This is a genomic window from Fictibacillus phosphorivorans (genome assembly GCF_023715845.1).
Taxonomy (GTDB): domain Bacteria; phylum Bacillota; class Bacilli; order Bacillales; family Fictibacillaceae; genus Fictibacillus; species Fictibacillus phosphorivorans_D.
Genome location: NZ_JAMBOR010000001.1, coordinates 189303 through 202959, shown reverse-complemented (window position 1 = coordinate 202959; position 13657 = coordinate 189303). Strand labels below are relative to the sequence as shown.

The following is a 13657-nucleotide window of genomic DNA, read 5'->3' as shown; positions in this document are numbered from 1 at the left end:
CACTTTCTCCGATTTTGACTCATACAATAAAAAAGTCAGGAGGGAGTTCCTTATGAATCCAATTATTGTGCATTTCGTCAACCAAAAACTGAATACAATCAGTCCAAACGAATTAATATCTCTTGCAGCACAATATCAACTTCCCATTTCGCAATCAGAAGCCGTTCAAATCGTAAATATATTACGCCGGCAGACCATTGATATCAAAAACTTAAGCCAGCGTAAGCAAATTATTGCAACGATTGCAAAAGAAGTAAGCCCTGAAAAAGCAAATTACATTCAGTACTTAATCCAGACATACATTGACAGATAAAAAAACAAGAGCTTCGCTGGTGAATGCCATGCGAAGCTCTTGTTTGTTGCGATTTATTGAGCTAAAAGTTTGTTTTGAAGTTCTGGATCGAACGCTTTTGCTTTTATCATCTCAATCTCTAGCTGATAAGGTGGTTTCTTATTATTTTTATCTGTCCCTACATATGGTGTTTCAAGAATTTTTGGAATATCCTTAAACGCCTCATGGTGAACAATATAGTTCAATGCCTCAAATCCAATATGGCCAAACCCTATGTTCTCATGTCTGTCTTTAGCTGCCCCACAAATATTTTTGCTGTCGTTAATGTGGAACACTTTAATTCGATCCTTGCCGATAATCTTATCAAATTGTTCCATAACCCCATCAAAGTCGTTCACGATATCGTATCCCGCATCATGCGTGTGACACGTATCAAAACAAACAGAAAGTTTATCGTTAAGAGTAACGCCGTTAATGATTTGTGCTAATTCTTCAAATGATCTTCCGCATTCAGAACCTTTACCTGCCATTGTTTCCAATGCGATTTGTACATTTTGTTCTTTCGTTAACACTTCATTCAGACCTTCAATAATCTTTTTGATACCGATTTCTGGGCCTTCTCCTACGTGTGCACCTGGATGTAGCACAATCTGTCTTGCACCTAGCGCTTCTGTTCGTTCAATCTCTCTTCGTAAGAAGTCTACACCAAGTTCAAAGGTTTCCGGCTTCACCGCATTACCAATATTGATGATATAAGGTGCATGAACGATAATATCAGTAATTCCGTTCTCCTCCATGTGCTTTGTCCCAGCTTCGATATTCAGATCTTCAATCTTTTTTCGTCTCGTGTTTTGAGGTGCTCCTGTATAAACCATAAACGTGTTTGAACCATAAGAAACAGCCTCTTCACTGGCAGCTAAAAGCATTTTCTTGCCGCTCATTGAAACATGCGAACCGATTTTAACCATATTTTCCCCTCTTCTCCACACAGTTATCAAGCTTTATCTTTGATTTCTTCTCTTCTTTTTCATCAGTTTTTTCTTTTGCTCATCCATCTTCTTTTTATAACCTGGTTTAACTTTACGAGGTTTTGGAACATAAACTTCTTCTTTCTCTTTGGAAGCTGGACTCTTTTCTTTTTGTTTCACAGCTACCCATTCCCCATTCTTATATTGTTCATAGGTAAAGGTGATTTTTTTCTCTTTCAGTTTTTGTACAGCATGCTGATCGGTCTGTTCAACCAAAGAAGCACAGATTCCTGACATGCCTGCACGGCCTGTCCGGCCTGCTCTATGGATATAAAAATCCAGATCTTTTGGAAACTCATAGTTAATAATGTGGCTGACTCCTTTTATATCAATGCCTCGTGCAGCCAAGTCCGTTGCGACTAAATATTGAAATTCAGCTTTTTGTACGCGCTTCATGATGTTTTTTCTCGTTCGAGGAGGTATATCTCCATGTAAACGTTCTACGTTCATGCCTTCAGCTGCCATTGCATCTGCAATTTCATCAACTGTTTTTTTGGTGTTTGCAAAGATAATAGCAAAGAACGGATTAAAGTTCTTAGCCGTTTTAATAAGCATAGGAAGCTTATCATTATGTTTTGTCTGAATAAGAACATGTTTTATTGCTTTAGCTGTAATATGTTGGGGTTCAACATGAACATGCTTCGGGTTCTTCATGTATTTTTTTAAGAAAGGTTGAAGTTTCTCTGGAACAGTTGCTGAGAAAACCATCATCTGAAGTTCATTGGCCATGCGGGATGCAATCATGTCCACATCCTCAATAAAGCCCATGTCCAACATCTGATCAGCCTCGTCAACGACTAGCATGCCTGCTGTATAAACAACGAGCTCTTGAGCATTCACTAAGTCTTTAATACGCCCTGGAGTTCCGATAACAAGCTGAGGGACATTCTTTAGTTTTTCAGCCATTCTTTTTCTATCTGTCCCACCGACTATTGCTTTTGCTCGAATTTGTTTATCTTCAGGCATTTTCTCGGAGACTTTCAAGAATTCATTGTAGATCTGCTGTGCTAATTCCCTTGTAGGGGCTGTGATAACGGCTTGAACCTCATCTTTTTGGATATCGATCCGATGCATGAGAGGTAGCAAGAAGGCTAAAGTTTTTCCGGAGCCCGTTTGGGATTGCCCGATCATGTCTTGTCCATTAATGATTCCAGGAATGACACGTTCTTGAATTTCAGTTGGTCTTTCAAATCCAATACTACTTAATGCAGTTTGGAGCGATTCATTTATTTTTAACCGTTCAAACGGAGATTTCATACGCTCACCTTTTCTCTTTCAAATATAATCTTTCACTTTTAGTATTATAGAGTATGTTTTGGATTTAAGCCAATTATCCTTGTCTTTTCTTTAAGAAAGCTGGGATAAATATCACACATATTTTCTTGAATTCATATTCTGTTTATGAGCGTATTATTTTGGAAAGGAGGGGGAATTATGCAGCCATTTTACAGATATCCAACTCAGCCTCAGCATCCAATGCAGCCATTTCAAGTACATCCTCATATGCAGAATATGAATGGCATGCAAGGAATGCCACGTCATGCGGGGTCTGTTGACCGTTTCTTAGGGACTATTGGGAGCGGAGGAAGTGTAACGGGTGGAACTAGTATTTTTACTATGTTAAATAATGTACAAAAGGTTTTAAAAGTTGCTGAAACGATGGGTCCTATGATCAAACAATACGGTCCGGCGATGAAAAACCTGCCATCCATAATGACAGCATTTAAAGAATTTCAAAACGGCGGTTTAGGTTCAGGTACTAAAGCCGAAAACAGCCCTGAGGCAGACACCTCCAAGAAAGTAGAAACGACTGAAGCGAATAAAACGGATGAAACAAATGAAACGAATGAAAACAATTCTGAAAATGCTGAAGTAAAAGAAAATAAAGGTCCAAAAAAGAAGGGAAAAAATAAAAAAGAGGTAGAAGAAAAAGTAAAAGTAACAGGTAAAAAATCGTCCAAAAAGGCAAAAACAAAAACGGCAAAAGAACAGGTTCAACAATTAAAAAAAGCACCTGCAAATACCAAATTAGTACCTGCAGCACCTAAAACGAATATGCCTAAAGGGTATCACCTCTCAGGACCGAAGCTGTACGTATAAGTATAGTGTTTGAGTTCTTATGTTCTCTCCTTTATAATAAAGACATACAGAAGTAAATCTCCCAAGACAGCATAGACATCTGTGCTGTCTTTTATATGAATAAAGGAGAGGTCAATATGGAAGTTATTAAAATATCCCCCCGTGGGTATTGTTATGGTGTCGTAGATGCAATGGTTATGGCACGTCAAGCCGCAAATGATCCAACGCTGCCTAGACCCATTTATATCCTTGGGATGATTGTCCATAACAAACATGTAACAGATGCCTTTGAAGACGAAGGAATCATTACACTTGATGGAAACAATCGATTAGATATCATTCGTAACATAGAATCAGGAACAGTCATTTATACAGCACATGGAGTCTCTCCAGAAGTTAGACGCCTCGCTCATGAAAAAGGGCTGTACGAAATAGACGCAACATGTCCGGATGTTACAAAAACGCATGATCTGATTAGAGAGAAAGAAAAAGAAGGCTATGAGATCATTTATATTGGAAAAAAAGGCCATCCTGAGCCTGAAGGAGCGATTGGAATCGCGCCTCATATCGTTCATCTTGTTGAGAATCAGGAAGACTTGGAGTCATTGGATGTTAAAAGTGATAAGATCCTTATTACCAATCAAACAACAATGAGCCAATGGGATGTAGCTGAACTGATTAAGCAATTGTTGATTCGTTATCCAAAAGCTGAAGTGCATAAAGAAATCTGTTTAGCTACACAAGTACGTCAAGAAGCAGTTGCGAATCAGGCTGGAGACTGTGATTTAGTGCTTGTAGTCGGAGACCCTCGAAGCAATAACTCTAACCGTCTCGCACAAGTATCAGAAGAGATTGCCGGAACTAAAGCATATCGGATTTCTGATGTATCAGAGATTGATCTGGAGTGGTTAAAAGGCGTTAATAAAGTGGGAGTTACCTCCGGTGCCTCTACACCAACTCCGATTACGAAAGAAGTCATCGATTTCCTTAATAATTATGATGAAAACAATCCAGAGACATGGACAAAAAAACGTAAAGTACAAATAAACCGTATTCTTCCTAAAGTAAAAGAGAAAAAATAAAAAAAACAAAAAAGCAAAGCTGGTTCGTCCAGCTTTGCTTTTTATATGGTTGTATGGAGAAGTTACTACATAAACGTAAATGGCTCTGTTCGAATAGTGGATTCGATAACCGTTGTATCATACTTTCTTTCAGAAAGTTCCTTCTCAAGCACATCTTTTAGTTCTGTTTTCATGATTTCCTCAATATGATGCCCTGCGTCAATTATAGTAAGACCCTCTTCTTGTGCGTCATGAGCATTGTGGTAATATATATCCCCCGTTACTAGCACATCAGCTCCTTTTCTGACAGCAGGATAGATGTATTTGTTTCCATCTCCACCTACCACGGCAACTTTTTTAATAAGATGATCGTGCCCTTTGATCACTCGAACACCAGAGATTCCAAAAGCATCTTTAACATGCTGAACAAACTCATCGATCGTCATCTCTTTATCCAATTTTCCGATCTTTCCAATTCCAAGTTCGGTTCCTTTATTGAGTAGCGGATAAAGATCAAAAGCCACTTCTTCGTATGGATGAGCCTTTTTCATCGCAGATAAAACAGAATTCTGGATCGTAGCTGGGAAGATAGATTCAAGCCTTACTTCTTCTGTACGTTCAATTTTCCCTTGCTCACCAATGTATGGATTTGTTCCTTCAAGTGGTTTGAAAGATCCCCATCCGTTTGTCGAAAAGCTGCAATGACTGTAATTTCCGATATGGCCTGCACCCGCATCACCTAACGCTTGTCTTACAGCTTCTTCATGTGAAACCGGTACAAAAACGGATAATTTGATGAGTTGTTCCTCATAGGTAGGAGCTAAAACTTCAGTTTGTTGAAGTTCTAGTCCTTTAGAGAGCCACTCGTTGACTCCTCGTGCCGTTACATCAAGGTTCGTATGTGCGGCATAAACCGTTATTTCGTTCTTGATCAGTTTCTCAATGACTCTTCCTTTTGACGTATTCGTATCAATCTTCTTAAGCGGACGATACAGAAGTGGATGATGAGCAATAATCAAATCCACTTCCTTTTCTATCGCTTCATCTACAACAGGTTCAAGCACATCCAGCGCGATCATTACTTTTTTGACGGGACGGTTCAATGAACCTACCTGTAATCCGATCGGGTCACCTTCGACGGCCATCTTTTTAGGTGCAAAGCTTTCTAAAAGCGAGATAACAAACTGCCCGTTAGCTGCCTTTTTCAATCGATCCACTCCTCTGCAAGATTAATATGTTTTACTAGTTCTTTTCGTTTTTGATCAGCTACGATTCCCTGACTTCGTTCCATTTGAGTCAAGATGGCTTTCCACTGCTTCACTTCCCCTGCCCATTTTTCCTTAAACGCATCATTTTGAGACTTTAATAGGAATGGACCAAATAAAAGTTCCGCTTCTGTATTACTTGTGTAAGGCTGTTCACCCGACTTATCAGCCACTAGTACTTCATAGATTTTTCCGTCTTCTTTTAAAATCTCTTCAGCTGAGAGCACCCAATTCTCGTTTAAAAGCCATTTTCTAACGTTCTGAGCGCCTATGTTTGGTTGAAGCACTAACCTTTTTGCACTTCCAAGTTTCTCTTTTCCACTCTCGAGGATAGACGTAATAAGAGAACCTCCCATGCCGCAGATGGTTATAACTTCAGCTTCATTCTCTTTTAGTACGGAAAGGCCATCCCCTTTTCTTACTTCAATTATTTCCGACAATCCGTCTAACTCTACTTGTTCTTTTGCAGATAGATAGGGACCTTCTGTAATCTCGCCCGCTATCCCTTTTTTTATCTTCCCTTTTAACCCTAAGTGACAAGGTAAATAGGCGTGGTCTGATCCTATATCAGCCAGTACAGACCCTTCTAAAACATAATGTGAAACTTTCTCTAGTCTTTGTGACAGTTTTTCAGAATTCATGTTAATCACCGCTTTATTTTTCAATAGTATAGTATTTGTCTTCTTCTGCATTTATTGCAAGCTGAATGAAAAAAAGCTTCTTGTCCAAAAAACAAGAAGCTCTTTTTTATTTTATTTTTTTTCTGAGAGCCATTTTACTACTATTTTTGCTTCTTCACCTTTTACAACACCTGCAGGCATTCCACCAGGCTTACCATTTTTCACGATATCAGCGATCTCTTTTTCGGAGTATTTTCCGCCGATTTTATCAAGTGCCGGGCCTGTTGCGCCTTCAAGATTTTGTCCGTGACATGAAGCACAGTTCTGTTTGAAAATAGCTTCAGGATCCATAGCAGCCTTTTCTTTATCTTGGCTTGCTTGATGAACCTTGTTGATACCATATCCGCCCATTGTTAGCATAAGAACAATTCCAATAACTCCTATAATGGCAAAAGGAATGAGTGGATTACGTTTCATTCAAATTCCTCCTTCTTCTGTACAGCACATTTGTTGTTTGGTTTTTTAAAACTACTATGTATTGGTTTACAATCCATAACCTATTGTACTTTAAAAGCGTTTACTTGGGAAGGGCAAACTATATTTTTCCCAGTTTTGTCACAAGATATTACAGAATTTACGAGTAAACGAAACGATCATAAATGCACGATCTATTTAAGCAGCCACCAAGTAAAAATAGCCACACAAATGGTGGCTATTCATGGATTACAGATAGAGCCTCTAATGCTTGTTCTCTAAGTTTATACTTTTGTATTTTTCCTGAAGCCGTCATTGGATACTCATCAACAAATAAAAAGTATTCTGGTATCTTAAATTTAGAGATTTTACCTTCGCAATAGTTTTTTAGTTCATCAGACGATAGTGATTCCCCTTCTTTTAACTGTAAAAAGGCAGCTACTCTTTCACCAAACTTCTTATCAGGAACTCCGACGACTTGCACATCTAAAATGGCAGGGTGAGAATAAAGAAATTCTTCTACTTCCCTTGGATAGACATTTTCTCCTCCACGGATAATCATATCTTTTAAGCGGCCAGTTATTCTGTAATAGCCATCTTCATCTACCGTAGCTAAATCGCCTGTATGCAGCCAACCCTCATTGTCTATGGCTTCTTTTGTCGCTTCAGGCATCTTGTAATACCCTTTCATCACATGGTAACCTCTTGTGCAGAGCTCTCCTTGTTCACCTGTTTTAACTTCTTCATTCGTTATCGGATTCACAATTTTTGTTTCTACCATCGCATGTTTTTTCCCTACTGTCTCTACCCTTCTTTCGATAGGGTCATCCGTTCTTGTTTGAGTGATTACAGGGGATGATTCTGTTTGACCATAGGCAATGGTAATCTCACTCATACCCATTTGATTGATTACTTTCTTCATCACTTCAATCGGACAAGGAGACCCCGCCATTATTCCTGTCCTTAGTGTACTCAAATCATAACGATCAAAGTCAGGGAGATTCAGTTCGGCTATGAACATCGTAGGAACACCATGTAGCCCCGTACATTTCTCTTTTTCTACAGTCTCTAAAACTTCTATTGGGTCAAATTGTACGATAGGCACCATCGTAGCTCCAACTGAAACGGCTGCAAGAGTTCCTAGTACACATCCAAAGCAATGGAAGAAAGGAACAGGTATACACAACCTATCAGCATTCGTTAGATTCATGCTCTCAGCAATCTGGCGCGCATTGTTGACAATGTTGTGATGTGTAAGCATTACACCTTTGGGAAATCCTGTTGTACCAGAGGTATATTGCATATTAATAACATCATGATAGTGCAGAGAATCTTCCCTTTTCTGAAGCTCTTCATCAGAGATCACTTCACCTGCTGCTAACATTCCTTGAAAAGTATCATACGTTGTAGAATGATTGTGATCGATTTGAACAAAGTGTTTCAAATGCGGAAACTCATCGATTCTTTGCTTTACGGAATCAATAATTTTTCTGTAAGGAGTTGATCGGAATTCTTCTATGAAAAATAAAGCTTTTGTATCCGACTGCTTAAGCAGATAATCCAGTTCTGCACTTTGATAATTCGTATTCACCGTAACTAAAACGGCACCTGCCCTTGCAGAACCAAATTGCAACAGCAGCCATTCCGGAACATTAGTAGCCCAAACAGCAATGTGATCTCCCTTGTTGATTCCCATCGCCATTAAGCCTTTTGCCACTTTAGTTGTAAGTTCATAAAATTCCTGATAGGTATAGCGAATTCCAAGTTTACTGTAAACAATGGCTTCTTGTGCCATGTTCTTTTGTGCTTGTTCCTTTAAACAATTCCCAACAGTTACTTTCATTAACTCAGCCATAATTCACCCCATCCATATAATAATATGAAAAATCAGCAGCCGATCTCTCTAGCGATTACGATACGTTGAACTTCTGATGTTCCTTCTCCGATCTCAAGAAGCTTCGCATCCCTAAAGTAGCGTTCAACATGGTAATCTCTCATATACCCATTTCCGCCATGAATTTGTACGGATTCGGAACAAATTTGCATACATGCTTCAGAAGCATACAATTTAGCCATGGAGGCTTCTTTTGAAAACTTTTTACCTTGATCTTTCAGCCATGCAGCTTTATACACCATCATTCTTGCCAGTTCAATTTTCATAGCCATATCAGCGAGCTTAAATTGAATCGCCTGAAATTTTGAGATCGATCTACCAAATTGCTTACGTTCCTGAGCATATGCAAGTGCTTTTTCATAGGCTGCTTGAGCGATTCCTACGGCCATAGCACCAATTCCGATTCTTCCTCCATCAAGAGTTACCAAGAACTGTTTAAATCCATCTCCGCGTTTTCCTAACAAGTTTTCTTCAGGAACTCTTACATCCTCCATAAAAAGTTCTGTAGTGTTAGAAGAATGAAGACCCATTTTTTCGTAGTTATCTATCACTTTAAAACCTTTCGCATCAGTAGGAACGATAATAGCAGAAATCTCTTTATCATTTCCGTTTCTATTCGTAACAGCAGTTAATGCCAAATGTTTAGCATAACTGGCGTTCGTTATATAACACTTGCTTCCGTTAATCACCCATTCGCCATTTTCTATGACAGCTGAAGTTTCAGTACCTCCTGCATCAGATCCAGCATTTGGTTCAGTCAGTCCGAATGCACCAAAAGATTCACCTGTACAGATCGGTGTTAAATATTTTTCTTTCTGCTCATGAGTACCAAATAAGTTTAAAGGTGCTCCACCTAATGATACGTGTGCGGAATATGTAATTCCAGTAGAACCACAAGCTCGGCTTAATTCTTCAACGGCAATCGCAAAACTAATCGTATCAGCACCGCCGCCGCCATACTCCTCAGGAAATGGCAGTCCCATCATACCAAGCTTAGAAAGTTTTTGGAAAATCTCGACTGGGAATTCCTTATTTTTATCTCTTGCTTCTGCACCCGGTGCTACCACTTCATCCGCAAATTCCCGCATCATCTTTTGAATCATGGATTGCTCTTCAGTTAATGTAAAATTCATGGTTGTTTCCCACCCTTTTGAATTAATTACTTCTCTAATGTATACGCTTTCATATTTATTATAGATATAAAGGCTGAATTTTTACAAGATTTAAACGATTTTAAATTTAAAAATAAGAAGAATACATTAGAAAATACTAGGAATCGTAAGTAAAACGATGTAGGAATAGAAATTTTGGGAAGTTTGCATTCAAGTGGAATAATCAGTAAAATAAAATCAAATAAAAAAAAGCCTGCCATAAAAGGCAAGCTTTCTATTCTAGAAAATCTTTTAGACGTTTGCTTCTGCTTGGATGACGGAGCTTGCGAAGGGCTTTAGCCTCGATCTGACGGATACGCTCACGCGTAACTCCGAAAACTTTACCTACTTCTTCAAGCGTGCGTGTTCGTCCATCATCTAGACCAAAACGCAGACGAAGAACGTTTTCTTCACGGTCCGTTAAAGTATCTAGAACATCTTCTAGTTGTTCTTTTAATAATTCATACGCTGCAGCTTCAGATGGAGCAAGTGCGTCCTGATCTTCAATAAAATCACCTAAGTGAGAATCGTCTTCTTCACCGATCGGTGTTTCTAATGATACTGGTTCTTGTGCGATTTTTAAGATCTCACGAACTTTTTCTGGTGTAAGTTCCATTTCTGCTCCAATTTCTTCAGGAGTAGGTTCACGGCCTAAGTCTTGGAGAAGTTGGCGCTGGACACGAATAAGTTTGTTGATTGTCTCGACCATGTGAACGGGAATTCGAATGGTACGAGCTTGGTCGGCAATTGCACGAGTAATCGCTTGTCTAATCCACCATGTCGCATACGTACTAAATTTAAACCCTTTGTCGTAATCGAATTTTTCAACGGCTTTGATCAATCCCATGTTTCCTTCTTGGATAAGGTCCAGGAACAGCATTCCTCGTCCGACATAACGTTTAGCAATACTTACAACAAGTCGTAAGTTTGCTTCTGCCAATCGACGTTTTGCTTCTTCATCGCCATTTTCAATTCTTTTTGCGAGTTCAATTTCTTCATCTGCAGAAAGCAGGTCAACCCGTCCGATTTCTTTGAGGTACATACGAACTGGGTCATTAATTTTAACACCAGGAGGAACACTAAGATCATTTAAATCAAACTCTTCCTCGTCTTTTTCCATTTCGAACTTTGGATCATCTTCATCATCGGAATCTTCTGAGGCTTCTGCTACCTCAACACCTTGCTCTTCTAGATAATGATAGAATTCATCCATTTGATCTGAATCTTGTTCAAATGGAGCAAGTTTGCCTGTAATTTCCGTATATGTCAGCCGACCTCGCTTTTTACCGGCTTCTACTAATTGTTCTTTTACTTGATCGATGGTTAATTCGCCTTCCGTCCCTTGACGGTTTGGTTTCTCAGCCATTCGATCCCCTCCTTCCAAAACTTCAACCATCCTGCGTCCCGATTATTTTAGAGATCTTTTCATTCTCATAATTTCTTGGGCAATTTGGGCTGCCAGTTTTATTTCATTCCTTCTTATTGCGTCTTCTTGCTGTTTTTCTTTTTCTTTTATCTCTCGCAATAATGGATAGCTAGAAATAATCCGAATATAATCTGCAAGCTCAACTTCATTCATTTCATCACTTATGGTGAGCATTGCTAACTCTGATGCTAGTTTTCTTAATTTGTCATCGTCGATCCGCTGCATGAATAACCCTACATTGGGTTTATTTCCTTCTTCATAAAAGGCATACAGATAGGCAGCAATCGCATTATGCTCTTCCACATTAAAGCCTGTTACAAGCTTTTCCTGAATAAGAAATGCGGTTTCTTCACTTTTAAGCATGTGAGCTAGAAGTATTCTTTCGGCATTTAAATTTTTTGGCAATAAAGACTTCTGCAAAAGTGTTTGTATTCTAAAATTATTATCCCGCTTTTTTGGGCCGTTATCCTTTGACTTTTGCTGTTGCTTGAAAGTCTGTATTTGCTGTTGTTTTAATGCCTCTAATGACAAATTAAATTCTGAAGCGATCTGCCGGAGATAATGATCTCTTTCAACCGCTTTTGGCAGACGGGCTATTTCGCTGATAATCTCTTCGATATAGATCATCCGTTCTCCTTCATCACGAAGGTTTTTGCCGCGTCTATAGTATTGTATTTTAAATGCCATAACGGTAAGGCTAGCCCCTATTATATCCTTTTGGAAGGTTTCGCCTCCAAATTTAGAAATATAGTCATCAGGGTCCATCCCGTCTGGCATCTGCGAAATTTTTACTGTACAGCCTTGTTTAGTCAGAATTTCAGCGGCACGAAATGCGGCTTCAACACCTGCTCGGTCCGAATCATAACAGATTGTGACAGATTGAACATTTCTCCTCAATATAGAAGCATGATCCTCTGTTAATGACGTTCCCAGTGTTGCAACCCCATTCGTAACATCTGCTCTGTAAGCAGCGATCGTATCGACATAACCTTCAAAAATAACAGCGTGTTGTTTCTGTCTGATATCTGCTCTAGAAAGGTTTAAACCGTAAAGTGTCTTCCCTTTTTGAAAGATCTTTGATTCTGGGCTGTTTAAGTACTTCGGTTCATCATTCCCATCTAAAACTCTTCCTCCAAAAGCAACAACTGAACCCGTTCGATCCCAGATCGGAAACATGATTCTGTTTCGGAAACGATCGTAAGGTTTTCCGTCTGATTGCCGCCTTCCAATCAAACCTGCTTTCTCAGCAAGATTAATATCCAGTTCACGTTTCTGAATGAATTGTGAAGCAGTTTCCCATGAATCAGGAGCGAAGCCGATTTGAAAGCGTTCGATAGACTCTCTTGTAAAACCTCTGTTTTCCAGGTAGTCAAGTGCTGGTCTTCCCTGTTTAGTATGAAGAAGACAATGATGATAAAGCTTAGCCAGCAGCTCATGAATATCAATCATTTTTCTTTTTTCGTCAGTACTTTTTAAGGAATAGTTCTGCTGATGCATTTGAGGCAGTTCGATTGAACTTTTTTTACCGAGTTGTGTTACGGCTTCAATAAATGAATATCCTTCATAATTCATCAAAAATGAAAAAACATTTCCGCCTGCTCCACATCCGAAGCAGTGGTAGATCTGTTTTTCCGGTGATACAGAAAATGAAGGTGATTTCTCGCCATGAAATGGACATAAACCAAAATAATTTCGTCCTTGTTTTTTTAGAGGAACATAATCACTTATCACATCTACAATATCGTTTGATGACCTAACTTTTTCGATTAAATCTTCTGGTATACGTTCCATATTACCACCACAAAACTCTGTTTCTTTTGACACTAGATATATATTCGTCCCGCAATTCTATTTTCCTTCAACATTCGACAGGATTTCGCAAAAAACTGAACTGAATCTTTCTGCATCCTCCTTTGTGAATTTAGCAGGCCCTTTAGAATGTTTTCCAGAACGTCTTGCTTTAGCTGACAAATAGCGTTCATGAAGCACTCTTTCCATTTCATTCTCTTGAAAATGTTTCCCTCTAGGAGTGATAACATAAACCCCTTTTGGAATAAGCAAACTTGCAAGAGCATGATCTTGGGTTACTACAATGTCATTTTTTTTAGAATGATTATGTATGTACATGTCAACTTCCTCTGGACGGGCATCTACAAGAATCCAGCGCCCTGGTTGGTCTGTAAGGCTTGCATGTGCAAAAGAAGTCACAAAAATAGGTTCGAACCGATACACTTTTGAATATTTATTAATCTCTTCTTTTATTACTACAGGGCACGCATCTGCATCAACATATATATCAGCTTTTAAGTTTTCCATATTTTTATGTTCTACTTTTCCAGTGATTCTCCTTTATTTGTTGGCATTTAC

At 39.0% G+C, this 13657-nt stretch carries 13 protein-coding genes; 3 read left to right on the top strand and 10 right to left on the bottom strand.

The genetic code is table 11. The features are described from left to right. The first annotated feature begins 52 nt into the window (after nt 1-52). On the top strand, nt 53-313 hold the full coding sequence (locus M3206_RS00990) for a DUF2624 family protein (RefSeq protein ID WP_251310641.1): 261 nt from the start codon (nt 53-55) through the stop codon (nt 311-313). A gap of 53 nt (nt 314-366) precedes the next feature. Here M3206_RS00990 and M3206_RS00985 read toward each other — a convergent pair whose 3' ends face one another. Both M3206_RS00985 and M3206_RS00980 read right to left on the bottom strand, forming a co-directional pair. Continuing rightward, nucleotides 367-1260 carry a deoxyribonuclease IV gene (locus M3206_RS00985; RefSeq protein WP_251310640.1) on the bottom strand — a complete coding sequence of 298 codons (894 nt, stop codon included), beginning with the start codon at nt 1258-1260 and terminating at the stop codon, nt 367-369. Nucleotides 1261-1293: 33 nt separating this feature from the next. Continuing rightward, complete coding sequence (locus M3206_RS00980) at nt 1294-2577, bottom strand: DEAD/DEAH box helicase (protein WP_251310639.1); 1284 nt, start codon at nt 2575-2577, stop codon at nt 1294-1296. Between the two features lie 144 nt (nt 2578-2721). Between M3206_RS00980 and vrrA the strand changes: the two genes are divergently transcribed. Then, nucleotides 2722-3420 (top strand): VrrA/YqfQ family protein, encoded by a 699-nt coding sequence (gene vrrA, locus M3206_RS00975; protein WP_349773985.1) that lies wholly within the window; start codon nt 2722-2724, stop codon nt 3418-3420. A 116-nt stretch (nt 3421-3536) separates the two neighbouring features. Next, nucleotides 3537-4481 (top strand): 4-hydroxy-3-methylbut-2-enyl diphosphate reductase, encoded by a 945-nt coding sequence (locus tag M3206_RS00970; RefSeq protein ID WP_251310637.1) that lies wholly within the window; start codon nt 3537-3539, stop codon nt 4479-4481. A gap of 65 nt (nt 4482-4546) precedes the next feature. Here M3206_RS00970 and M3206_RS00965 read toward each other — a convergent pair whose 3' ends face one another. The 8 genes from M3206_RS00965 to M3206_RS00930 form a co-directional block, all read right to left on the bottom strand. After that, nucleotides 4547-5668 (bottom strand): Nif3-like dinuclear metal center hexameric protein, encoded by a 1122-nt coding sequence (locus M3206_RS00965; protein ID WP_251310636.1) that lies wholly within the window; start codon nt 5666-5668, stop codon nt 4547-4549. Beyond that, nucleotides 5665-6366, bottom strand: coding sequence for a tRNA (adenine(22)-N(1))-methyltransferase (locus M3206_RS00960; RefSeq protein WP_251310635.1), 702 nt, complete (start codon nt 6364-6366; stop codon nt 5665-5667). Before M3206_RS00960 ends, M3206_RS00965 begins: the two co-directional genes overlap by 4 nt. A gap of 111 nt (nt 6367-6477) precedes the next feature. Further along, nucleotides 6478-6822, bottom strand: a complete 345-nt coding sequence (gene cccA / locus M3206_RS00955; RefSeq protein ID WP_251310634.1) for a cytochrome c550 — start codon at nt 6820-6822, stop codon at nt 6478-6480. Between the two features lie 235 nt (nt 6823-7057). Continuing rightward, entirely contained in the window at nt 7058-8674 is a 1617-nt protein-coding gene (locus tag M3206_RS00950; protein WP_251310633.1) for an AMP-binding protein, read from the bottom strand. 32 nt (nt 8675-8706) lie between these two features. Next, nucleotides 8707-9846, bottom strand: coding sequence for an acyl-CoA dehydrogenase family protein (locus M3206_RS00945; protein WP_251310632.1), 1140 nt, complete (start codon nt 9844-9846; stop codon nt 8707-8709). A gap of 253 nt (nt 9847-10099) precedes the next feature. Beyond that, a complete protein-coding gene (rpoD, locus tag M3206_RS00940) occupies nt 10100-11230 on the bottom strand; it encodes an RNA polymerase sigma factor RpoD (protein WP_251310631.1) in 1131 nt (376 codons plus the stop codon). Between the two features lie 42 nt (nt 11231-11272). Then, the gene (gene dnaG / locus M3206_RS00935) at nt 11273-13081 is read right to left on the bottom strand and encodes a DNA primase (RefSeq protein WP_251310630.1); all 1809 of its coding nucleotides are present in this window, start codon (nt 13079-13081) and stop codon (nt 11273-11275) included. Between the two features lie 57 nt (nt 13082-13138). Further along, the gene (locus M3206_RS00930) at nt 13139-13606 is read right to left on the bottom strand and encodes a YaiI/YqxD family protein (RefSeq protein WP_251310629.1); all 468 of its coding nucleotides are present in this window, start codon (nt 13604-13606) and stop codon (nt 13139-13141) included. Nucleotides 13607-13657: the final 51 nt, after the last annotated feature.